Raw genomic sequence first — 22,555 nt, 5'->3', positions numbered from 1 at the left:
GCGCTCAGGGCGGTGGGCCTCCACCGGGTCCGCCGCGTTCCTCGACGTCAGGGGGCTCACCGCACTCGACGGCGAGTACCTACGGACACCCCCCCGCACGCCTTGGTGGCCGCCTGCTCCGGTGCACCGCACGGTCGGACTGCGCCTCTTCGAGTTCCCGGCCGTGCTGGGCCGTGCTCAGCCGCGACCGGCCGCCGGCGTGACCGGCCGCCGCGCAGGAGCGGTTGGCCGAGGGGCGGTACCCGGGGGGCCGGGGGGCGTTGTCGTACCCGTCGTGCACCATGGGTGCCGGGAGAGTTCGGATCGCGGGAGGGCATCGCTCATGGGCTTCGGGGACGTCCAGGGGAGTACGGAGGGGGGCTGGGAGCCCGTCCGGGACGCCTTCGCGCGCAACTTCTCGGGCCGGGGGGAGCGGGGGGCCGCGGTGGCGGTCTACCGGGAGGGTCGGGCGGTGGTGGACCTGTGGGCGGGCACCGTCGAGTACGACGGCGGCGCGGCCTGGGAGGAGCGGACCGCGCAGACCGTGCGCTCGGCCACCAAGGGGGTGGCCGCGGCCTGCCTGCTCCTGCTGCACCAGCGCGGACAGCTCGATCTGGACGCGCCGGTGGGGGCGTACTGGTCGGAGTTCAAGGCGCGCGGCAAGGAGCGGGTGACCGTACGGGACGTGCTGGCGCACCGGGCGGGGGTGCCCGCGCTCGACACGCCGCTGACGCCGGCTCAGGCGCTCGACGGGGTGTCCGGGCCGCGGGCGGTCGCCGCCCAGCCGCCGCTGTTCCCTCCCGGCGCCGCGCACGGCTACCACGCCCAGACGTACAGCTGGCTGCTGGGCGAGCTGGTGCTACGGGCCTGCGGCCGTACGATCGGCCGTTTTGTCGCCGACGAGATCGCCCGGCCGCTCGGGCTCGACCTGTGGGTGGGGCTGCCGCCGGAGCAGGCGCACCGGGTGGGTCGGATCGGTGACATCGCCACGCCCGAGCCGCCCGCGCCCGGCGGCCTGCGGGCGCGCACCAAGCAGTCGGTGCACGACGCGTATGCCGACCCGGCGTCGCTGACCCGCCGCGCCTTCGCCGCGATCACCCCGCCGCCGGACGAGAACGACCCCGCGTACCGGGCCGGCGAGCTGGCCGGGTCCGGCGGGATCGCCACCGCCCGGGCGCTCGCGCGTTTCTACGCCGCGCTGATCGGTGACGTGGACGGCGGCGGCCGGCGGTTGTTCGTGCCCGCCACGCTGACCGCCGCCCGCACGGTGGAGGCGGAGGGGCCGGACCGGGTGCTGGTGGTCAACACCCGGTTCGGGCTCGGGTACATGCTGCACGGCCCGGCGTCCCCGCTGCTCGGCCCCGGTTCCTTCGGCCACCCCGGGCGCGGCGGTTCGCTTGCCTTCGCCGACCCCGCCACCGGGATCGGCTTCGGCTACGTCACCAACGGCATGCAGAAGAACGTCACCGCCGATCCCCGTGCGCAGGCTCTGGTCAGAGCCGTCCGGGAGTGCATACGCTGACCGTGTGGGACGATTCGACACCTACGGTGCTGTGGTGACGGGTGCGGCGTGTGGGATCGGAGAGGCGACGGCTCACCGGTTCGCATCCACGCGGCACCCGCCGGCGTACGCGCCAACCTCGTCGCGCCCGGCACGGTCCTTACCCCCGCCCGGGGCGGCCAGGAGGCCGCACTCGACGCGGCGGCCCGCGCGTACCCCCTCGGCCGGGTGCGTGAACCCGCCGACATCGCCGCCGCGGTGACCTTCCTGGCCTCCACGGACGCGGCCTGGATCACCGGCGTGACGCTGCCGGCCGAGGGCGGAATCCTGATCAGCAACCCGGTGTTCACGGCGGCGGCGGAAGCGGCTGCGGACTGACCGCGGGCGGCCCGCGCGCTGCCTGCCGGGCGCACGGCGCGGAGCATCCCGGGGCGCGTTCGCACGGACCCCGATCCGCTCCGGACCGCCTGCTCAGATCCAGGAGTCGAACCACATCCTGGCCTGCCAGGCGCTGTACGGGATCGTCTGGCCGGTGTAAATGGGGAAGAAGTAGATGAAGTTCCAGACGATGAGCAGAACCAGGGTGCCCGCGCCGACCGCGCCCCACATGCGGCGGGTCTCGGAGGCGCCCGGGGGGCCGAGGAAGGCGCCGACCATCATGGCGACCGCGAGGCACAGGTAGGGCACGAAGGAGACCGCGTAGAAGTAGAAGATCGTGCGGTCCTGGAAGGCGAACCAGGGGAGGTAGCCGGCGCCGGCCGCGCAGAGGACGGCGCCCGCCCGCCAGTCCCGGCGCATCGCCCAGCGGTACAGGAGGTAGACCAGGGCGAAGCAGGCCGCCCACCACAGCAGGGGGGTGCCGAGAGCGAGGACGGCGCGGGAGCAGCCGGCGGCGGTGTGGCAGCCGTCCTGGCCGTTCTTCGGGGACTGGAAGTAGTACAGGACCGGGCGGCCGAGGACCATCCAGCTCCACGGGTTGGACTGGTAGGGGTGGGAATCGTGCAGGTGGACGTTGAAGTCGTAGACCTGCACTTCGTAGTGCCACAGGCTGCGCAGGGGGGCCGGGATCCAGGACCAGGTGCCGCCGCGGCCGTCGGCCCAGTGGCGGCCGTAGGCCTTGTCGGACAGGAACCAGCCGGTCCAGGTCAGCAGGTACGTGACCAGGGCGGTCGGCAGGATCGACAGGACCGACCAGCCGAGGTCCTTGCGGAGCACCGCGAGGTACGGGCGGCGGGCGCCGGCCATCCGGCGGGCACCGATGTCCCAGGCGACGGTCAGAAGCGCGAAGAACGCCAGGAAGTACAGGCCGTTCCACTTACTGGAGGCGGCCAGGCCCAGGAAGACGCCGGCCGCGATCCGCCAGGGGCGCGGGCCCATGCCCGCGCGGTCGCCGGTGTGCTGGTCGGGCCCGGCGAACCCGGTCTCGTCGACCGGGAGGGCCGCGGCCAGCCGGGCACGGGCCCGGTCGCGGTCGATGAGCAGACAGCCGAACGCGGCCAGCGCGAAGAACATGATGACCAGGTCGAGCAGGGCGATGCGGCTCATCACGTAGTGCAGCCCGTCCACCGCGAGCAGGGTGCCCGCGACGCAGCCCAGCGCGGTGGAACGGAACAGCCGCCGCCCTATCCGGCACAGCATCAGCACCGACAGCGTGCCCAGCACCGCGGTCATGAACCGCCAGCCGAAGGGGTTCAGGCCGAACATCCACTCCCCGACCGCGATCACCCACTTCCCGGCCGGCGGGTGCACGACGTACCCGGGCGCGTCGGAGAGCGGGATCGTCTGCGGGTGCGCGAGGAGCTGCGGATTGGCGACCTTGCCGTCGGGCCACGTCCCCTCGTACCCGAGCTTCAGCAGCGACCAGGCGTCCTTGGCGTAGTACGTCTCGTCGAAGACGACCTCGCGCGGGCGGCCGAGGTGCCAGAACCGGATACCCCCGGCGACGGCGGCGACCAGCAGCGGGCCGAGCCACCCGATCCACCTCGCCAGGCGGTACGCCAGGACCGGCCGCAGCCCCAGCGCCTCCCACATCCGGGTCCCCGGCTCGGGGAACGGCGGGACCAACCGCTCACGCGTGTCCTTGCGCGGACGCTCGGCATAACCGAACCCGCGCAGCCGCCGCGCCCACGCGCTGCGCCCCGCCTGCGCCCGAACGCCCTCGTCGGCCCGGTATTCCGTCGCCGTCTCACTCATCACCGGGCCATCGTAGGGAAAGGGCCTGCCATCGCGACGTGGTGTGCCGATGCGGTGCGGGCGGCACGACCCGGTCCGCCCGGCGTTCCGAGGCGGAGGAGGGCTCCGGGGCAGCGGAAACCCGCACGATCCGGGAGTGGGAAACTGATGCCGTGACCAGCTCAGCCCCAGGCGTCCTCGTATTGGCCGGAACTCCCATCGGCGACCCCGCGGACGCGCCGCCGCGACTGGGGGCCGAACTGGCGGGGGCCGACATCGTGGCCGCGGAGGACACGCGGCGGCTGCGGCGGCTGACACAGGCGCTCGGCGTCGAGGTGCCGGGGCGTGTGGTGTCGTACTTCGAGGGGAACGAGGCGGGGCGCACGCCCGAGCTGGTGGAGGCGCTGGCGGGCGGCGCCCGGGTGGTGCTGGTGACGGACGCGGGGATGCCCTCGGTGTCGGACCCGGGGTACCGGCTGGTCGCGGCTGCGGTGGAGCACGGGATCACCGTGACGGCGGTACCGGGGCCGTCCGCCGTGCTGACCGCGCTGGCCGTGTCGGGGCTGCCGGTGGACCGGTTCTGCTTCGAGGGTTTCCTGCCGCGGAAGGCGGGGGAGCGGCTGGCCCGGCTCAGGGAGGTGGCGGGGGACCGCAGGACCCTGGTGTATTTCGAGGCGCCGCACCGGATCGACGACACGCTGGGGGCGATGGCGGAGGCGTTCGGGGGCGAGCGGCGGGCCGCGGTGTGCCGGGAGCTGACCAAGACCTACGAGGAAGTGCGGCGGGGGCCGCTGAAGGAGCTGGCGCAGTGGGCGGCGGCCGGGGTGCGGGGCGAGATCACCGTAGTGGTCGAAGGCGCGCCGGAACCCGGCCCGGCGGATCTCGGGCCGGACGAGCTGGTGCGGCGGGTCCAGGAGCGGGAGGCCGCGGGGGAGCGCCGCAAGGAGGCGATCGCGGCAGTCGCGGCCGAGGCGGGGCTGCCGAAACGGGAGGTGTTCGACGCGGTGGTGGCGGCGAAACACGCGGGCGGGTGAGGGGGAACAGGGCCCGGGAGAGGGGTCACACCGATGGGCGGAACCGGTCCCACGGTCCGATGAAAGGACTGTGTGACAAGGGTCACCCGGCCTAAACTTGGGACATGGCAAAGCAATAACGGCCATCACCCACAAGGAACCCAAATCTCCCCCAAGAGTGGGGCACCTCTGGTGCGGTAACCGGGGATGAGGCGTTCGCTGGTGGTGGGAAGTCCCGGTCCGGGCGCGTCGCCCGGAGGGCACGCAGGAGCTGCCATGAGCGAGACCATCGGAAGCGCGAGTACGGCCGGAAGCGCGGGCGCGCCCGGAGGCGCCGGCAACGGGGACATCGGCGACCGGAACACCATCGGCGACCGGAACACCGCGGCCGGCCCCAACACCACCGAGGCGTACTCCTTCGCCTGCATGAACTGCGGCTTCGGCTGGGAGCAGGCGTACGAGATAGAGCACCACGCGGACACGTTCGGCCGTCCCTTCGTCACCTATCTGGCGGACGGTGTGAAGGTGCCGTCACCGCTGACCCGTCCCACCTGCCGGAACTGCGACGGCCACCACGTGCGCATCATGCGCTCGGGACTGGTGGCCGACCTCGCCGCCCGGTGGGCGGAGCCGCGCGGCGAGCGCCGTACGGAGCGCTGGTCCGCCCTGCGCTTCCTGCACCACCACCGCGGGCAGGGGGAGGCGCACTCCGGCTGACGCCGACCCGCCCGGACGGGCCCGCGGCCACGGGCCACGGTCCAGGGGCCAGTCCCCGTCCCTAGGATCGGACGCATGCCGACGAACAAGAACACGGACAGCGCGGCCACGAACACGGCGCCGCCGGCGCCCGAGCCGCTGCGGATCGCGGTCGCCGATTCCCACACCCACCTGGACATGCAGTCCGGTACGGTCCCGGAGGCGATCGAGCAGGCCGCCGCCGTCGGTGTCGGCACCCTCATCCAGGTCGGCTGCGACCTCGCCGGGTCGCGGTGGGCGGCACAGACCGCCGAGCAGTACGAGAACATATGGGCCACGGTGGCCCTGCACCCCAACGAGGCGCCCCGGATCGTGCACGGGGATCCCGGGGGCACGCCCCAGCCCCAGGGGACTGGGGGAGGGCGGTCGCGGCCGGGGGCCCGGCAGCCGGGCGGCATGGCGGCGCTGGACGCCGCCATCGACGAGATCGCCGCCCTCGCCGCCCTCCCGCAGGTCCGCGGCGTGGGCGAGACGGGCCTGGACTACTTCCGCACCGGGCCCGAGGGGGTGGCCGCGCAGCAGCACTCGTTCCGGCGGCACGTGGAGATCGCCAAGCGGGAGGGGAAGGCGCTGGTCATCCACGACCGGGAGGCCCACGACGACGTGCTGCGGATCCTGGCCGAGGAGGGAGCCCCGGAGACGGTCGTCTTCCACTGCTTCTCCGGCGACGCCGAGATGGCCAAGGTCTGTGCCGAGCGCGGGTACTACCTGTCGTTCGCGGGCAACGTCAGCTACAAGTCCGCGCAGAACCTGCGGGACGCCGTCGCCGTCGCGCCGCTCGACCGGCTCCTGGTGGAGACCGACGCGCCGTTCCTGACGCCCGTACCGCACCGGGGGCGGCCGAACGCGCCGTACCTCATCCCCGTCACGCTGCGGGCGATGGCCGCGGCGCGAGGCGTGGACGAGGACACCCTCGCCGCGGCGGTGGCGGGCAACACGGCGCGGGCGTTCGGGTACTGAGGGGGTACTACGGGGGGTGCTGAAGGGGGACGGGGGTGCTCAGGGGTGCCGAGGGGGTGCTGACGGGACACTGAGAAGTTCTCAGGGCGTCGGTCGCCCCGGCCGACGCGGAGGGCGCACCCTCGCGCGGCCGATAGCCTTGCCGCTGTGAGTACGACAGACCCCGACGCCCTGCTCGGGCCCGCCGACATCCGCGAGCTGGCCGCCGCGCTGGGCGTACGCCCCACCAAGCAGCGCGGCCAGAACTTCGTGATCGACGCGAACACCGTGCGGCGGATCGTCAGGACCGCCGGGGTACGGCCAGACGACACAGTCGTGGAGGTCGGGCCGGGGCTCGGGTCGCTGACGCTGGCGCTGCTGGAGGTGGCGGACCGGGTCACCGCGATCGAGATCGACGACGTACTGGCCGACGCGCTGCCCTCGACGGTCGCGGCGCGGATGCCGGGGCGGGCCGAGCGGTTCGCGCTGGTGCACAGCGACGCGATGCGGGTCACCGAGCTGCCGGGGCCGGCGCCGACCGCGCTGGTGGCGAACCTGCCGTACAACGTGGCCGTACCCGTGCTGCTGCACATGCTGGCGACGTTCCCCAGCATCGAGCGGACGCTGGTCATGGTGCAGGCCGAGGTCGCGGACCGGCTCGCGGCGGGGCCCGGCAGCAAGGTGTACGGGGTGCCTTCGGTGAAGGCGAACTGGTACGCGGAGGTGAAGCGGGCCGGGTCGATCGGCCGTAACGTCTTCTGGCCCGCGCCCAACGTGGACTCCGGCCTGGTGTCGCTGGTACGGCGCGAGCCGCCGCGGACGTCGGCGTCGCGGGACGAGGTGTTCGCCGCGGTGGACGCCGCGTTCGCGCAGCGGCGCAAGACGCTGCGGGCGGCGCTCGCCGGGTGGGCCGGGTCCGCGGCGGCCGCGGAGGCGGCGCTCGTCGCGGCCGGGGTGTCGCCGCAGGCGCGCGGCGAGGCGCTGACGGTGGCGGAGTTCGCGGCGATCGCCGAGCACCGGTCGGCGTGATGGAGGTTACGTTTTCCCGTACGCGCTCCCGTGCGCGTCTGTCCGCTTCCCGCCCTGCGCGTGCGCCGTACCCGGTGGTGTCCGCGCCGATCCCGTGCCGATGAGGAGTCCCCGCCCGTGAACGCCGTCACCGTACGTGTACCCGCCAAGGTCAATGTGCAGCTCGCCGTGGGCGGACGGCGGCCGGACGGGTTCCACGACCTGGCCAGTGTGTTTCTCGCCGTCGGGCTCTACGACCGGGTGACGGCGACCGCGGCGGGAGAGCTGCGGGTCACGGCGGAGGGGCGGGACGTGGCGGGGATTCCGCTCGACGGGTCGAACCTCGCGGTCCGGGCGGCGGTGGCGCTGGCCGCGCGGCACGGGATCGAGCCGAAGGTCCGTCTGCACATCGAGAAGGACATCCCCGTGGCCGGTGGCATGGCCGGCGGGTCCGCCGACGCGGCGGGGGCGCTGCTGGCCTGCGACGCGCTGTGGGGGCTGGGGTCCTCCCGGGACGAGCTGCTCGCCCTGTGCGCGGAGCTCGGCAGCGACGTGCCGTTCAGCCTGCTGGGGGGCGCGGCGCTCGGGGTCGGGCGGGGAGAGGTGCTGACCGGGCTGGAGGTCGGGGGGGCCTTCCACTGGGTCTTCGCGGTGGCGGACGCGGGGCTGTCGACGCCGGCGGTGTACGCCGAGTGCGACCGGCTGCGCCGGGCCGCGGGGGGTGGGGACTCCGTTTCCGATGTGCCAGAACCCGTGGTGGACCCCGCGTTGGTCGCCGCGCTGCGGGACGGGGATCCGTATGCCCTGGCCGGGGTGCTGGCGAACGACCTTCAGGCGGCGGCGGTCTCGCTGCGCCCGGGGCTCGCGGCGACGCTGGCCTCCGGCAGGGAGGCGGGGGCGCTGGCTTCCCTCGTTTCCGGGTCCGGGCCCACGTGTGCCTTTCTCGCTCCCGACGCGGACAGCGCGGGCAAGATCGCTGCCACGCTCGGCGGCGGTGCGAGGGTTGCCCCCTCCCCGGCTCCCGGGGCCACCCTCCTCCCGTAGCCGCACCCGGCGGGGCCTTCCCGGCCTCGCTCACCCGTGCGGGTTCGATGTCGGGTGCGGGTCCCCGGTGCGGGTTGCGCGGCGCCGGCGTTCGCCCACCCGTCCGCGGGGTGTTTTCCGGGCGGGCCACCGGTGTGGATCGCGGGTGGGTTTCCCGGCCGCGCCACCCGTGCGGATCCTGGGCGAGTACGCGTTTTCCCGTGGGGGCTTCCCCGCCGTCGGCGTCCGCCCGCACGTGGCCTTGCCTCCGCCCGACTACTCTGGACAGCTGCACCCCCTAGCTCAGCGGGAGAAAAACGGAAGTGGCCGTCAATCTGGTCAACGTCGAGACCGTCGGCAAGACGTACGGGACGCGGGCGCTGCTCGAAGGGATCTCGCTCGGGGTTTCGGAGGGTGACCGTATCGGGGTGGTGGGCCGGAACGGGGACGGGAAGACGACGCTCGTCCGGATCCTGGCGCGGCTGGAGGAGCCGGACTCCGGGCGGGTGACGCATCAGGGCGGGCTGCGCCTGGGGGTGCTGACGCAGCACGACGCGCTGGACCCCGGGGCGACCATCCGGCAGGAGATCGTCGGGGACCGTCCGGACCACGCGTGGGCCGGGGACGCGAAGGTCCGGGACGTGCTGACCGGGCTGTTCGGGGCGCTGGACCTGCCGGGGTTCGCGGAGGGCCTGGACACCGTGATCGGGCCGCTGTCGGGTGGGGAGCGGCGCCGTATCGCGCTGGCGAAACTCCTCATCGACGAGCAGGACCTGATCGTCCTGGACGAGCCGACCAACCACCTGGACGTGGAGGGCATCGCGTGGCTCGCCGGCCACCTGCGGGCCCGCCGCTCCGCGCTGGTGGTCGTCACGCACGACCGCTGGTTCCTGGACCAGGTGTGCACCCGGATGTGGGACGTGCAGCGCGGCGCGGTCCACGAGTACGAGGGCGGCTACAGCGACTACGTGTTCGCCCGCGCCGAGCGGGAGCGGATCGCCGCCACCGAGGAGGTCAAGCGGCAGAACCTGGTCCGCAAGGAGCTGGCGTGGCTGCGCCGCGGCGCCCCCGCCCGCACCTCCAAGCCGCGCTTCCGGATCGAGGCGGCGAACGCCCTGATCGAGGACGTGCCGCCGCCGCGGGACACCGCGGAGCTGATGAGGTTCGCCAACTCGCGCCTGGGGAAGACCGTTTTCGACCTGGAGGACGTGACGGTCGCCGCGGGCCCGAAGGTGCTGTTGAAGCACATCTCCTGGCAGCTCGGGCCCGGCGACCGGATCGGGCTGGTCGGTGTGAACGGCGCGGGGAAGACCTCGTTCCTGCGGGCGCTGGCCGACGCGGCGGTGACCGGCGGTGACCGGCAGCCCGCCCAGGGCCGGGTCGTCGTCGGCAAGACCGTGAAGCTCGCCTACCTGTCCCAGGAGGTGGCCGAGCTGGACCCCGCCCAGCGTGTGCTGCAGGCCGTGGAGTCGGTGCGGCAGCGGGTGGACCTCGGCAAGGGCCGGGAGATGACCGCCGGGCAGCTGTGCGAGAAGTTCGGCTTCACCAAGGAGAAGCAGTGGACGCCGGTCGGCGACCTCTCCGGTGGTGAGCGCCGCCGGCTCCAGGTCCTGCGGCTGCTGATGGACGAGCCGAACGTGCTGTTCCTGGACGAGCCGACCAACGACCTCGACATCGAGACGCTGACCCAGCTGGAGGACCTGCTCGACGGCTGGCCCGGATCGATGGTGGTGATCAGCCACGACCGCTACTTCCTGGAGCGCACCACCGACCGGGTGTTCGCGCTGCTCGGCGACGCGACCCTGCGGATGCTGCCGCGCGGGGTGGACGAGTACCTGGAGCGGCGCCGCAAGGCGGTTCAGGCCGCGGTGCCGCCCCCGCCTCCGGTGAAGGAGAAGCCCGCGGTCGACACCCGTGCGGCGAAGAAGGAACTCCAGCGGATCGAGCGGCAGTTGGACAAGGTGGGCGAGCGGGAGAGCAAGCTGCACGTGAGCATCGCCGACAACGCCACCGATTTCGAGAAGGTCGCGGCGCTGGACGCGGAGCTGCGGGCGTTGCGGGAGGAGCGGGAGGAACTGGAGATGCGGTGGCTGGAGCTCGCGGAGGACGTGTAATGGCCCGGTAACGGAAGAGCGGCGGCTGACGGCGTCAAGTAGGCCGGGTGATAGAAAGATTTTCCGCTCACCCGACCCGCACCACCTGCACGAAGAGGACCTGCCATGTCGCAGCCGCCCCCGCCGCCCGGAAACCCGCCGCAGTTCGGGAAGTCCGACGGAGCCGTGCCGCCGCCTCCTCCGCAGGGCCCCCCGCAGGCGGCACCGCAGGCCCCGCCCGGCGGTTACGGCTATCCGGCACCGGGCGCGCCGCCCGCCGAGAACCCGTACGCGGCACCCGTACCCCCCGCACAGAACCCGTACGCCTCCGCACCGACCCAACCCGCTTTCCCGCAGGCCCAGTTCCCCGGGGCCCAGCAGGTCCAGACTGCGCCGCCCCCGCCGGGCCACGGCTACCCGGGCCGGCAACAGGGCTACGGCCCGCAGCAGTACGGGCAGCCGGCCCCGCCGCCCCAGACCCCGTTCGGCTACGGACCGCAGATGCCGCCGCCGGGCCCGTACGGGAACCAGCCGCCGTACCGGGGCGCGCCCGGCGGGCGGTCGAACAGCAAGCTGCTGGTGATCGTCGCCGCCGTCGTCGCGGCCGTGCTGGTGATCGGCGGGGGCGTGTTCCTCACCACCCGGGGCGGCGGCGACCCCGAGCCGGAGCCGCAGGCCACCTCGGGCGGCCCCAGCGGCGGTACGGACACCGCGAAGCCGCACGACTCCGCCCTGTCCTTCGGGTGGGACAAGGCCGCGGACGCGGTGGCCGAGAAGGACAACCTGAAGGACGCGCTCGGGATCTGGTTCACCGGCACCTACGTGGTGAAGAACCAGATCGACAAGGTGGTGGCGTACGACGCCGCCACCGGCACGCAGGCCTGGACGATCCCGGCACCCGGGCGCGGCGACTGCACCGCGGCCCGCGACACGTACAACAACCTGACGGCCATCCAGTACGGTGTGAACTGCGAGAAGATCATGGCGATCGACCTCGCGGCGGGGCAGCCGAAGTGGACGGCCACCCTGCCCGGGGCCGGCGGGGCCTCGGCGGACTTCGACTACACCGAGATGGCGGTCAGCGGCGACACGGTCGGCGTGGACTGGCTGGAGGGCTCGATCGCCTACCGGCTGAGCGACCAGAAGGTGCTGTGGCGGGCCGGCGACGGCGACTGCGAGGACGACGGCTACGCGGGCGGCAAGCAGTTCGTCGCCGTGGTGAACTGCGACTACAAGACCTACAAGGTGCAGGTCATCGACCCCGCCAGGAACGGCGCCCCGAAGTGGTCCTGGCCGGCGCCGGTCGGCACCGAGGTCAACGCGATCGTCTCCACCGACCCGGTGGTGGTGCTGCTCGGCACCCAGGGCGAGACCTTCACCGACGTGGCGACCATCGTCAACGGCCGCCTGCAGTCCCGGGTGTCGCTCGGCACCGACAAGTACGACATCGACGACGACGGCACCGAGAAGCAGGCCGTGCACAACGTGCTGGTCAGCAACGACTCGCTCTACCTGACGCTGCGTGGCAAGAGCGACGGCAACGGCAACGTGCTCAGCGGCATCGTCGCGTTCAACCTCAGCGACGGCAGGCAGAAGTGGGTCGCCAAGCCCGGCAGCAAGCAGGAGATCAGCGGCCTGGACTTCCAGGACGGCAAGGTGCTGGCGTACGAGCCGCCGGACTACGAGGCGCGCGGCCGGCTCGTCACCCTCGACCCCGCGACCGGCGCCATCAGCCCGTACGCGACGTTCTCCGAGGACGCGTACGACCGGCTGGACGACGCGGCCATGCACAGCTATCCGGTGTGGCACGACGGCCGCTTCTACATGGTGACGAAGCGGATCTACGCGTCCTCCTCCGACCAGAAGTACCTGGTGACCTTCGGCTGACCGGGGGTCCGGTCCCGGCCGCCGCGCCGGGACCGGAAGCGGGCCGGTTCACCCCCGGACGGCAGGCACTCCGGAATTGCCGGGGCGATCTGCGCGGTTGGGGGCGCACGCGTGTCAGAGAGCGTGTAGCTTCGCGCCCAATGGGCGGGTTGCGGCCGTAGGGGCGCGGTGGGGACTCGTCGGGTCGCGCTATGCGCAGGGGACGGGGCCGGCGGCAGTCCGGGCTCCGGGGGGATTGGGGATACCCGACATGGGCGTACGGCTCGTCGTGGTCGACGACCACCGGCTGCTTGCCGAGGCACTGGCCTCGGCGCTGAAGCTGCGCGGCCATCGTGTGCTGGCCGCGGCGGCTCCGGCCGCGGGCGCGGCGGAACTGGTGCTCAGCAGGTCGCCCGAGGTGTGCCTGTTCGGCACCGCGGCGCCGGCCGAGCCCGGGGCCTTCGACGCGGTGGCCCGGATCAAACGGGAGCGGCCGGTGGTGGCCGTGGTGGTGCTGGGTCCGGTGCCCGACCCGCGGGGCATCGCGGCGGCCTTCGCGGCGGGCGCGTCGGGGTACGTACGCCATGACGAGCGCATCGAGGGCGTCGAGCGGGCGATGGCCAAGGCACGGGCCGGAGAGGTTGCGGTGGCGCAGCCACTGCTCCAGGGCGCGTTCGCCGAGCTGCTCAACCCGGCGCGGCAGCCGGACGACGAGGGCGCGCGGCTGCTGGAGATCCTCACCCCGCGCGAGATCGAGGTGCTGGTCCGGGTCGCGGAGGGCGAGGACACCCGGGTGATCGCGGCCGGGATGCGGATAGCGCCGAGCACCGCCCGCACCCATGTGCAGCGGGTGCTGATGAAGCTGGGCGTGGGGTCCCGGCTCGAGGCGGCGGCGCTCGCGGCCCGTACGGGGCTGCTGGAGCGGGCGGCGGGGGAGCCGGAGTAACCGTCCGGGCGGCGGGACCGGGGCGGGGCCCTGTGCCGCGCACCTGCCGTTGTAATCTGTGCGACTTTGTTTGATGACCCGGTGGAGGCCCTCTGGCGCGCCGACCTGTCCCGCGAGAACTTCATACTGCGCCGCGCATTGACTGCACTGTTCTGTTGTGGTTCATTGTGTGCGGTTCTGTTGATTGCGGCTTGCGGCTTGCAGTGTGAGGTGCCCCCGGGTGAAGAAGACGACGACGCTGCTCGCGGACGGCCGCGAGCTGATCTACTACGATTCCGCCGACGCGGTCGTCCGCGACTCCGTCGATCAGCGCCCGCTGGAGCGCGTCGCCACCACCTCCGAGATCCGCCACGACCGGCTGCTCGGCGACACCGTCGCCATCGCCTCGCACCGGCAGGGCCGCACCTACCACCCGCCCGCCGACCAGTGCCCGCTGTGCCCGTCGAGACCCGGGCGGCCCAGCGAGATCCCGGCCGCCGACTACGAGGTGGCGGTCTTCGAGAACCGCTTTCCGTCCCTGGCCGGCACGCGGGGCCGCTGCGAGGTGGTCTGCTTCACCTCCGACCACGACGCGTCCTTCGCCGGTCTCACCCCGGCCGGCGCCCGCCTGGTGCTCGACGCCTGGACCGACCGCACCCGCGAGCTGTCCCAGCTGCCCGGCGTCGTCCAGGTCTACCCGTTCGAGAACCGCGGCGAGGAGATCGGCGTCACCCTCGGCCACCCGCACGGCCAGATCTACGCGTACCCGTTCACCACCCCGCGCACCGACCGGATGCTGCGCTCCCTGACCGCCCACCGCGGGCGCACCGGCCGCAACCTCTTCGACGACGTCCTCGCCGACGAGATCGCGGACGGCAGCCGGATCGTGCTGACCGGCGACCACTGGACGGCCTTCGTGCCGTACGCGGCGCACTGGCCGTACGAGGTGCACCTCTATCCCAACCGCCGGGTACCCGACCTGCTCGGCCTCGACGAGGACGCGCGCGCCGAATTCCCCCACCTGTACCTGGAGTTGCTGCGCCGCTTCGACCGGATCTTCGGGGAGGGGCAGCCGCCGACGCCGTACGTCTCGGGCTGGCACCAGGCGCCGTTCACCGGGGACGGGCTCACCGTGCCCGGCTTTCCCGCCCCAGACCGCCGCGACTTCGCGCTGCATCTGGAGCTTTTCACGATCAGACGTACGTCGGGCAAACTGAAGTTCCTCGCGGGCTCCGAATCCGGAATGAGCGCTTTCGTCAACGACGTGCCGCCGGAGTCCGCCGCGTTGCGATTGCGAGAGGTAGCGAGTAGTTGAGCACCCTGCGGAAGAAGCTGCTGGTCACCGGCGGAGCCGGATACGTCGGCGGGGTGGTGGCCGCCCACCTGATCGAGGCCGGCCACCGGGTGACCGTTCTGGACGACCTGTCCACCGGCCTGCGGGACGGCGTGCCCCGGGGCGCCGACTTCGTCGAGGGCCGGGTGCAGGACGCCGCCAAGATCCTCGACGGCTCCTACGACGCGGTGCTGCACTTCGCCGCCTCCTCGCAGGTCGGCGAGTCCGTCGCCGACCCCGAGAAGTACTGGCGCAACAACGTGGCCGGCACCCTCGAACTCCTCGCCGCCATGCGCGAGTCGGGGGTCCGTACCCTGGTCTTCTCCTCCACCGCCGCCACCTACGGCGAACCCGCCGCGATCCCCATCACCGAATCCGCGGCGACCGCGCCCACCAACCCGTACGGCGCGAGCAAGCTCGCCGTCGACCACATGATCGGCGGCGAGTGCGCCGCCCACGGCCTGTCCGCGGTCAGCTTGCGGTACTTCAACGTCGCGGGCGCGTACGGGAAGCACGGCGAGCGGCACGACCCCGAGTCCCACCTCATCCCGCTGGTGCTGCAGGTCGCGCAGGGCCGCCGCGCCGCGATCTCCGTCTACGGCGACGACTACCCGACGCCCGACGGCACCTGCGTGCGCGACTACATCCACGTCGCCGACCTCGCCGAGGCCCACCTGCTCGCCCTCGACAAGGCGCCGCGGGGAGAGCACCTGATCTGCAACCTCGGCAACGGCAGCGGCTTCTCCGTCCGCGAGGTCATCGAGACCGCCCGCCGGGTCACCGGCCACCCCGTCCCGGCCACCACCGTGGCGCGCCGGGCCGGCGACCCCGCCGTCCTGGTGGCCTCCGCCGACCGCGCCCGCGAGGTGCTCGGCTGGCGGCCCACCCGAACCGACCTGGCGGAGATCATCCGCGACGCCTGGACCTTCGCAACGACGCAGGGGGACTGATGACGGAAACCTTGTTCGAGATCGCGTTCAGACACGTTTTCGGCCGGGCGCCGGAAGGCGCGTGGGCCGCGCCCGGCCGGGTCAACCTCATCGGCGAGCACACCGACTACAACGACGGCTACGTCATGCCGTTCGCCCTCCCGCACACCACCAGGGCCGCGGTCGCCCGCCGTGACGACGGCATCCTGCGGCTGCACTCCGCCGCCATGGACGACGGCGTGGTCGAACTCCGCCTCGACGAACTCGCCCCCGGCGCCACCCCCGGCTGGGCCCGCTATCCGGCCGCCGTCCTGTGGACGCTTCGCGAGGCCGGCCACCCCGTCGGCGGCGCCGACATCCACTACGACAGCACGGTCCCGGTCGGCGGGGGCCTGTCCTCCTCGGCCGCCCTCCAGGTCGCCACCGCCCTCGCCCTCACCGAACTCCACGAGGTGGACCTGCCCCGGCAGGAGCTCGCCCTGCTCTGCCAGCGCGCCGAAAACGACTACGTCGGCGCGCCCGTGGGCGTCATGGACCAGACCGCCTCCGCGTGCTGCACCCAGGGCCACGCGCTCCACCTCGACGTCCGCGCCCTCGCCCAGCGCCAGGTCCCCTTCGACCTCGCCGCCGAGGGCCTGCGCCTCCTCGTCGTGGACACCCGCGTCAAGCACGCCCACGCGGACGGCGCCTACGGCCGGCTCCGGGCCGGCTGCGAGGAGGCCGCCGCCCTGCTCGGCCTGCCCGCCCTGCGTGACCTCCCCCACGACGGCCTGGACGCGGCGCTGGCCGCACTCCCCGACGACCGCCTGCGCCGTCTCACCCGCCACGTCGTCACCGAGAACCGCCGCGTCCAGGACGTCATCGCCCTCCTCGACGCCGGCCGCACCCCGGAGATCGGTCCCCTCCTCACCGCCGGCCACGCCTCCCTGCGCGACGACTTCCGAGTCTCCTGCCCCGAACTCGACCTCGTCGTCGACGCCGCCCTCGCCACCGGCGCCCTCGGCGCCCGCATGACCGGCGGCGGCTTCGGCGGCTCGGCGATCGTCCTCGTCACCGAATCCGCCGCGGACGCGGTCACCACGGCGATCGCCGCGGCCCTCCCTCAGGCCCGGCAGTTCCCGACCACGCCGGGGGCGGGGGCGCGGCGGCTCCGGTGAGGCGCCTCCCGGTCCGGGCGGGCCGGGCACCGCGGGAATGCGCGCGGAGTCCCTTGCGTTGGTCGGAGCGAACATGAAAACCGTTCCAATCGAGGAGGTCCGATGGCCCGCAGCGAAGTGCGACCGGTCGTCACGCTCCGTTCGACCGCGGGGACAGGCCACAGCTACGCCACGCGGAAGAACCGGCGAACCCACCCGGACAGGCTGGTCCTGCTGAAGTACGACCCGGTGGTCCGCCGCCACGTGCCGTACCGCGAAGCGCGCTGACGAACCGCGCGCCAGACCCTTCCGATCCCGTAACCCCTGAGACGAGGACGACCATGAAGCACGCCATCCACCCCGCCTACCGTCCCGTCGTCTTCCGTGACAACGCCGGCGGCTTCGCCTTCCTCACGCGCTCCACGGCCACCGGCGACCGCACCGTCGCCTGGGAGGACGGCCACACCTACCCGGTCGTCGACGTCGAGATCTCCTCGGCGAGCCACCCCTTCTACACGGGCTCGGCCCGCGTCCTGGACACCGCCGGCCGCGTCGAGCGGTTCCACCGCCGCTACGGCACGACGCCCGCCCGGAGCTGAGCTGGTGGATGAGCCGCCTCCCGGACCGGAGAGCCGACCCGGGAGGCGGCTCACGTCACCGCCGTCCCACCTGTCGCCGGGGCCGGACCGCCCGCCGGGGAACTTCTGCCAAGACGGCGCCAATCCTGGTGAGAACGCCTACTCTTTTCCCACAGCGCCGGTGGGGGCCGGCGCTCATCAGGGGGCGAGACGCAAGGGGTTCGGCACCCGGACGAAGGGGCGGCGGTCCCGGTCCGGGTGCCGGATCCCACGCGAAAGGCGCCCCGCCACTGGGGGAGTGCCCTAACCGGGAGTGGTGTCCGTGGGACGAATCCGCGTTCTCGTCGTGGATGACCATCGCATCTTCGCCGAGTCGCTTGCCGCCGCCCTCGCGGCGGAACCCGACGTCGACGTCTCGGCCGCGGGGAGCGGTCCCGCGGCACAGCGCTGCCTGGACCGGTCGCTGCTCGACAACCGGCGTTACGACGTCCTGCTGGTCGACGCGGACCTGGGCGCGGGGCCCCGGCCGCCGGTCACCCTGGCCGCGGTGCCGCCGCTGACCGAGCAGCGGCCGGTGGAGCCCCGCGACCCCGTACTGGACGGGCTCGCACTGGTGGAGCGGGTGCGCGCGGAGTATCCCTGGACGCGCACCGTCGTGCTGGCCGAGCGGGACGACCCCATGCGGGCGGCCCGCGCACTGCAGGCCGGGGCCTCCGGCTGGGTCGCCAAGGACTGCTCGCTCTCCCGGCTGCTCGCGGTGGTCCGCGGCGTGCTGCGCGACGAGACACATCTGCCGCCCGCGCTGCTCACCGGGGTGCTGCGGGAGCTGACCGCGGCGCGGCGGCACCGCACCGAGAGCGAGCGGCTGGTGGAGTCGCTGACGCCGCGTGAGCAGGAAGTGCTGCGCTGCATGGTCGCCGGGCTCGGCCGCAAGGCGGTCGCCGAGCGGCTGTTCCTCTCCCCGCACACCGTGCGGACCCACATGCAGAACGTACTGGGCAAGCTGGGCGTGCACTCCACGCTTGCCGCGGTCGCCCTGGCCCGCAGGGCCGGGGTCGGGCCGGTGGAACTGGTGCCGTCAGCCGGGGACGTTGTCGAACGGCGCGGTCAGCTGTCGTAGCAGGGCAGCCAGTTCAACGCGCTGCCGTTCGCTCAGCTCGACCAGGATGGCCCGCTCCTGGGCGAGCAGCCCGGCCAGCGCCTGGTCGGCGCGGTCCTGGCCCTCCGGGGTGAGCCGGACCAGCACCCCGCGCCGGTCGGTGGGATCGGGCAGCCGCTCGACGAGCTGCTTCTTGGCGAGCCGGTCGATGCGGTTGGTCATGGTGCCCGAGGTGACCAGCGTCTGGGTGAGCAGCTGACCCGGGGAGAGCTGGTACGGCGGCCCCGCGCGGCGCAGCGAGGTGAGCACGTCGAACTCCCACGGCTCCAGGCTGTGTTCCGCGAAGGCCAGCCGCCGGGCCCGGTCCAGATGCCGGGCGAGCCTGCTGACCCGGCTGAGCACCTCAAGCGGTTCAACGTCGAGGTCGGGGCGCTCCCGGCGCCATGCAGCGACCAGCCGATCGACCTCGTCCTCCATGACGATCAGTGTAGTAGGTCTGTCGATATGAAGTCTCTTGACATCAAGATATCTGGGGGAGGAGCCTTGACGGGGCAGTGGGCAGAACATCGCCCTCCGTATGCGGTACCGGCTCCGTACCAGCCCAGGGAGTACGAACGATGCAAGCGCCTACATGGGACCCGCAACAGTATCTCCGGCATTCGACCCACCGCACCCGCCCGTTGCTCGACCTGCTCGCCCGGATCACCGAACTGCCCGGTGACGGAGCACCCCGCATCGCTGACATCGGCTGCGGTCCGGGCAACGTCACCGCGCTGCTCGCCGACCGCTGGCCGGGCGCGCGCATCACCGGGTTCGACAACTCACGCGAGATGCTCCGGGCGGCGGCGGACCACGCGGGACCCACCCACGGCGGCGGCGCACTCGACTTCCGGCACGCCGACGCGGCCACCTGGACGCCCGAGGAGCCGTACGACCTGATCGTGTCCAACGCCGCGCTCCAGTGGGTGCCGGGGCACGCCGACCGCTTCCCCGCCTGGCTGGACCGCGTCACCCCCGGCGGCACCCTGGCCTTCCAGGTCCCGGGCAACTTCGACGCCCCCAGCCACGCGTTGCTGGCCGAGCTGTGCGACGCCCCGAGGTGGCGCTCCCGCCTCGGTGGCCACGGCCGCCACTACGTCCACATCCTCGGCGCCTCCGACTACCTGGAACGGCTCTCCGTGCTCGGCTGCGACGTGGTGGACGTCTGGGAGTCCACCTACGTGCAGTTGCTGCAGGGCGAGGACCCGGTGCTGGAGTGGACGAAGGGCACCGCGCTGCGGCCGGTGCTCACCGCGCTCGACGACGACCGGGCGGCGGTCAGGGAGTTCGTCGGCGAGTACCGCGACCTGCTGCGCAAGGCCTACCCGGCAGGCCCGCACGGCACCGTCTTCCCCTTCCGCCGCATCTGCGCGGTCGCCCGGAGGTCACCCGCCGCCGTCCGCCGTCCCGGCGAGGAGCCCACCGCGTGATCGCCGCCGTCGACCACGTCCAGCCCGCCGCACCGCCCGGCAGCGAACCGGACCCGCGCGCGTACCGCGTCGGGGTGCCCGGGATGACCGAGCCGGCGAAGCCGCCGGTGCTCGCGAGCCGCGGCGGCTGCTGGTCCGGCGCCGGCGCCGCCGTACCGCACCTCGGCGTCGAAGAGGACTTCCGGCCCGCGCGCAAGGCCCGTCCGGGTATCCGCGTCACCGGGATCCACGAGTTCGCGGAGCGGCTGCGGCGCGCGGCGCGAAGGTCGCCTGGGACCACGACCTGCCGGGCCACGAGCGGTTCCACTCCGAGGACCCGGTCGGCAACCGGCTGGAGTTCCTGCAGCCGACGGTGAACCGACGCCCCGTACCCGTGGGGGAGGCCCGGCACCCGTTCACGCTGGCGGGGCCTCACGCTGGCCGGGCTCCACCCCGGCGGGGCCGGCGTCGGCCGAGCGGCCGGCGCGGCGTCAGGCCGCGGACGCCCCGGCCCTCACAGGGTCAGGAACGCCCCGCCGAGCAGGGCCGCGCCCGCGGTGGCCAGCGCCCACGCGGTGCGCGGCATCCGCAGGCCGCCCGCGACGACGACCGCGGCGAGCAGCAGCGCCCCGCCGAGCGGCACCCAGGCGAAGAGCAGTCCGCCCCAGCCGGACCGTACCGCGGTGTCCGTGCCCGGCTCCAGGACGACCGGTACGTGATCGCCGACGTGATGGCGTACCGGCAGGCTGACGGTGACCTTCGGGCGCGCGGTCGCGGTGTCCTCGGGCGTGAACGGGCCGGTGCAGGCGGAGTCGCCGCAGGCGGCCAGGGTCACCGTGCCGTGTTCGCGGCCCTTGGCGAGCATCACGTGCTGCGCCGTGTGCCAGGAGTCCCACGCGCCCGAGACGAGGATCAGCGCCGTGAGCGCCCACACGCCCACCACGCGGACCAGCAGCACCAGCCCCCGGGGGCCCTCGGCGGTCCGGCGTGAACGGCTCCGTGTCACCATGCGGGCGATCTTTGGCCATGGCACGCCGTCCGGTCAACTCCCGGCCGCCCGCGCGGTCGTACATCCGGCCCGCCGTCACGGTGGACCCACCGGTGCCGCCGGGCCCGACGCGCCGCCGCGCTCAGCCGTTGTACGTGCTCTGCGCGCGCTCCAGCCCCTCGGTGACCAGTGCCTCCACCGCGTCGGCCGCGCGGTCCACGAACCAGTCCAGCTCCTTGCGCTCGGCCGCCGAGAAGTCCTTGAGCACGAACGCGGCCACGTCCATCCGGCCTGGCGGCCGGCCGATCCCGGCCCGCACCCGCAGATAGTCCGCGCCCAGCGACTTGGTGATCGACTTCAGCCCGTTGTGGCCGTTGTCGCCGCCCCCCAGCTTGAGCCGCAGGGCGCCGTAACCGATGTCCAGCTCGTCGTGGACGGCGACGATCTGATCGGTCGGCACCTTGTAGAAGTCCCTGAGCGCGGTCACCGGGCCGCCGGAAAGGTTCATGTACGACATCGGTTTGGCGAGCACCACGCGGCGGCCGGCCGGTCCGGGCGGGCCGATCCGCCCCTCGACCACCTGCGCCTGCGCCTTCTGCGCCCGCTTGAACCGGCCGCCGATCCGCTCGGCCAGCAGGTCGGCCACCATGAATCCGACGTTGTGCCGGTTCCCCGCGTACTCGGGGCCGGGATTGCCCAGGCCCACGATCAGCCAGGGCCCTGTGTTGTCGCTCATCCACGTCTCCGTATCGGGAGGAACCGGAAAACGGCCGCCGCCGCACCCCCGGAGGGAGGGTACGACGGCGGCCCGGAGGGCTGACGCCCGAGCTCCTGGAGTGGGTGGCCGAGGAACGAGGCCACCCGCGCAGGGAGCGAGCAGGAAGACCGGCCGAAAGGCCGGACAGTCCGGGGACCAGGTGCCGGACGGTGCGCGGCCGGACCCCCGACCCCGGCCCCCGCGGGTTCGGACCCGGCCCCCGCGGGGATCAGGCCTCGGACGCCTCCGCCGCAGCGGCCTCCTCGGCCTCGCCCTCCGCCGGGGCCTCGGCCTGCGCGGAGACGACCTGGATGACGACGGCTTCCTCGTCGACGGCCAGCACGGTGCCGTTCGGCAGCGTGATGTCCTTGGCGAGGATGGAGGCACCGGCCTCCAGGCCCTCGACGGAGACGGTGACACCCTCGGGGATGTGAGTCGCCTCGGCCTCGACCGGGAGCGCGCTGAGCACGTGCTCCAGCAGGTTGCCGCCCGGGGCCAGTTCGCCCTCGGGGGTGACCGGGATCTCGACGGTGACCTTCTCGCCGCGCTTCACGGCCAGCAGGTCCACGTGCTCCAGGAAGCCCTTGAGCGGGTCGCGCTGCACGGCCTTGGGGATGACCAGCTCGGACGTGCCGTCGATCTCCAGGGAGATCAGCACGTTCGGGGTGCGCAGCGCGAGCAGCAGCTCGTGGCCGGGGACGGAGACGTGCTTGGGCTCGGCGCCGTGGCCGTAGATGACGGCGGGGACCTGGTGGGCGCGGCGCACGCGGCGGGCGGCGCCCTTGCCGAACTCGGTCCGCGGCACGGCGGCGATCTTGACCTCGGCCATGGTGCTCAACTCCTCGTAACGGAAGACAGTACGGTCGCCCGACCCACGACGGGCCGTTCCACGACTCGTCTCCGCTCACGCGGAGACCGGTTACGGGGAGCGCGTCGATAACGGCGGCTCCCGGACATGACGCCGGGGCCTCCCTCGCCGAGCAACGCGGACAGCGTAACCGGCGGGAAGGCC

At 73.3% G+C, this 22,555-nt stretch carries 21 protein-coding genes and 2 pseudogenes; 18 read left to right on the top strand and 5 right to left on the bottom strand.

Translation table 11 applies throughout. The features are described 5' to 3' along the window. Positions 1 to 322: 322 nt before the first annotated feature. A complete protein-coding gene (locus tag VIW71_RS09930) occupies positions 323 to 1,501 on the top strand; it encodes a serine hydrolase domain-containing protein (RefSeq protein ID WP_331621712.1) in 1,179 nt (392 codons plus the stop codon). A gap of 87 nt (positions 1,502 to 1,588) precedes the next feature. Next, positions 1,589 to 1,858, top strand: a pseudogene (locus VIW71_RS09925) (SDR family oxidoreductase); the annotation flags it as partial. Between the two features lie 93 nt (positions 1,859 to 1,951). On the opposite strand, the gene VIW71_RS09920 reads toward VIW71_RS09925, so the two are convergent. Continuing rightward, positions 1,952 to 3,676, bottom strand: coding sequence for a dolichyl-phosphate-mannose--protein mannosyltransferase (locus tag VIW71_RS09920; RefSeq protein ID WP_414720713.1), 1,725 nt, complete (start codon positions 3,674 to 3,676; stop codon positions 1,952 to 1,954). Between the two features lie 149 nt (positions 3,677 to 3,825). Between VIW71_RS09920 and rsmI the strand changes: the two genes are divergently transcribed. The 14 genes from rsmI to VIW71_RS09850 all read left to right on the top strand — a co-directional run bounded on the left by rsmI (position 3,826) and on the right by VIW71_RS09850 (position 18,371). Next, complete coding sequence (gene rsmI / locus VIW71_RS09915; RefSeq protein ID WP_331621710.1) at positions 3,826 to 4,686, top strand: 16S rRNA (cytidine(1402)-2'-O)-methyltransferase; 861 nt, start codon at positions 3,826 to 3,828, stop codon at positions 4,684 to 4,686. Between the two features lie 255 nt (positions 4,687 to 4,941). Beyond that, positions 4,942 to 5,382, top strand: coding sequence for a hypothetical protein (locus tag VIW71_RS09910; RefSeq protein ID WP_331621709.1), 441 nt, complete (start codon positions 4,942 to 4,944; stop codon positions 5,380 to 5,382). Between the two features lie 75 nt (positions 5,383 to 5,457). Then, positions 5,458 to 6,381: a TatD family hydrolase gene (locus tag VIW71_RS09905; RefSeq protein WP_331621708.1), complete on the top strand. Its 924-nt coding sequence runs from the start codon at positions 5,458 to 5,460 to the stop codon at positions 6,379 to 6,381. Between the two features lie 147 nt (positions 6,382 to 6,528). Further along, complete coding sequence (gene rsmA, locus VIW71_RS09900) at positions 6,529 to 7,389, top strand: 16S rRNA (adenine(1518)-N(6)/adenine(1519)-N(6))-dimethyltransferase RsmA (protein ID WP_331621707.1); 861 nt, start codon at positions 6,529 to 6,531, stop codon at positions 7,387 to 7,389. A gap of 117 nt (positions 7,390 to 7,506) precedes the next feature. After that, the gene (locus VIW71_RS09895) at positions 7,507 to 8,412 is read left to right on the top strand and encodes a 4-(cytidine 5'-diphospho)-2-C-methyl-D-erythritol kinase (protein ID WP_331621706.1); all 906 of its coding nucleotides are present in this window, start codon (positions 7,507 to 7,509) and stop codon (positions 8,410 to 8,412) included. Between the two features lie 302 nt (positions 8,413 to 8,714). After that, positions 8,715 to 10,505 carry an ABC-F family ATP-binding cassette domain-containing protein gene (locus VIW71_RS09890; RefSeq protein WP_331621705.1) on the top strand — a complete coding sequence of 597 codons (1,791 nt, stop codon included), beginning with the start codon at positions 8,715 to 8,717 and terminating at the stop codon, positions 10,503 to 10,505. 105 nt (positions 10,506 to 10,610) lie between these two features. Beyond that, positions 10,611 to 12,371 (top strand): PQQ-binding-like beta-propeller repeat protein, encoded by a 1,761-nt coding sequence (locus VIW71_RS09885; RefSeq protein ID WP_331621704.1) that lies wholly within the window; start codon positions 10,611 to 10,613, stop codon positions 12,369 to 12,371. Between the two features lie 250 nt (positions 12,372 to 12,621). Beyond that, complete coding sequence (locus tag VIW71_RS09880) at positions 12,622 to 13,296, top strand: helix-turn-helix transcriptional regulator (RefSeq protein ID WP_331621703.1); 675 nt, start codon at positions 12,622 to 12,624, stop codon at positions 13,294 to 13,296. A gap of 220 nt (positions 13,297 to 13,516) precedes the next feature. Next, positions 13,517 to 14,590 (top strand): galactose-1-phosphate uridylyltransferase, encoded by a 1,074-nt coding sequence (gene galT, locus VIW71_RS09875; RefSeq protein ID WP_331621702.1) that lies wholly within the window; start codon positions 13,517 to 13,519, stop codon positions 14,588 to 14,590. 5 nt (positions 14,591 to 14,595) lie between these two features. Continuing rightward, a complete protein-coding gene (gene galE, locus VIW71_RS09870; protein ID WP_414720716.1) occupies positions 14,596 to 15,558 on the top strand; it encodes a UDP-glucose 4-epimerase GalE in 963 nt (320 codons plus the stop codon). Beyond that, positions 15,558 to 16,694, top strand: a complete 1,137-nt coding sequence (galK, locus tag VIW71_RS09865) for a galactokinase (RefSeq protein WP_331621700.1) — start codon at positions 15,558 to 15,560, stop codon at positions 16,692 to 16,694. The genes galE and galK overlap by 1 nt, the downstream gene beginning before the upstream one ends. A 102-nt stretch (positions 16,695 to 16,796) precedes the next feature. Beyond that, positions 16,797 to 16,961, top strand: coding sequence for a 50S ribosomal protein L33 (rpmG, locus tag VIW71_RS09860; RefSeq protein ID WP_331621699.1), 165 nt, complete (start codon positions 16,797 to 16,799; stop codon positions 16,959 to 16,961). A 53-nt stretch (positions 16,962 to 17,014) separates the two neighbouring features. After that, the gene (locus VIW71_RS09855; protein WP_331621698.1) at positions 17,015 to 17,272 is read left to right on the top strand and encodes a type B 50S ribosomal protein L31; all 258 of its coding nucleotides are present in this window, start codon (positions 17,015 to 17,017) and stop codon (positions 17,270 to 17,272) included. Positions 17,273 to 17,573: 301 nt separating this feature from the next. Further along, on the top strand, positions 17,574 to 18,371 hold the full coding sequence (locus VIW71_RS09850; RefSeq protein ID WP_331621696.1) for a response regulator transcription factor: 798 nt from the start codon (positions 17,574 to 17,576) through the stop codon (positions 18,369 to 18,371). On the opposite strand, the gene VIW71_RS09845 is transcribed toward VIW71_RS09850, so the two are convergent. Beyond that, complete coding sequence (locus VIW71_RS09845; protein ID WP_331621695.1) at positions 18,330 to 18,827, bottom strand: MarR family winged helix-turn-helix transcriptional regulator; 498 nt, start codon at positions 18,825 to 18,827, stop codon at positions 18,330 to 18,332. The two genes, VIW71_RS09850 and VIW71_RS09845, sit on opposite strands and share 42 nt — an antisense overlap. A gap of 140 nt (positions 18,828 to 18,967) precedes the next feature. On the opposite strand from VIW71_RS09845, the gene VIW71_RS09840 reads away from it, so the two are divergent. Both VIW71_RS09840 and VIW71_RS09835 read left to right on the top strand, forming a co-directional pair. Then, the gene (locus tag VIW71_RS09840) at positions 18,968 to 19,819 is read left to right on the top strand and encodes a trans-aconitate 2-methyltransferase (RefSeq protein WP_331621693.1); all 852 of its coding nucleotides are present in this window, start codon (positions 18,968 to 18,970) and stop codon (positions 19,817 to 19,819) included. Further along, positions 19,816 to 20,168: pseudogene (locus tag VIW71_RS09835) on the top strand (glyoxalase); the annotation flags it as partial. The gene VIW71_RS09840 and the pseudogene VIW71_RS09835, both read left to right, overlap by 4 nt. Positions 20,169 to 20,312: 144 nt before the next feature. On the opposite strand, the gene VIW71_RS09830 reads toward VIW71_RS09835, so the two are convergent. From VIW71_RS09830 to VIW71_RS09820, 3 genes are all read right to left on the bottom strand, one after another. Then, on the bottom strand, positions 20,313 to 20,807 hold the full coding sequence (locus VIW71_RS09830; RefSeq protein ID WP_331621692.1) for a hypothetical protein: 495 nt from the start codon (positions 20,805 to 20,807) through the stop codon (positions 20,313 to 20,315). Between the two features lie 121 nt (positions 20,808 to 20,928). Continuing rightward, positions 20,929 to 21,522, bottom strand: coding sequence for an aminoacyl-tRNA hydrolase (gene pth, locus VIW71_RS09825; protein WP_331621691.1), 594 nt, complete (start codon positions 21,520 to 21,522; stop codon positions 20,929 to 20,931). A gap of 250 nt (positions 21,523 to 21,772) precedes the next feature. Next, positions 21,773 to 22,372 (bottom strand): 50S ribosomal protein L25/general stress protein Ctc, encoded by a 600-nt coding sequence (locus VIW71_RS09820; RefSeq protein WP_331621689.1) that lies wholly within the window; start codon positions 22,370 to 22,372, stop codon positions 21,773 to 21,775. Positions 22,373 to 22,555: the final 183 nt, after the last annotated feature.

Origin of the sequence: Streptomyces sp. (assembly GCF_036524955.1) — a bacterium.
Lineage (GTDB): Bacteria > Actinomycetota > Actinomycetes > Streptomycetales > Streptomycetaceae > Actinacidiphila.
The sequence above is the reverse complement of the archived record's forward strand: the minus strand, read 5'-3'. Positions and strand labels throughout refer to the sequence as shown.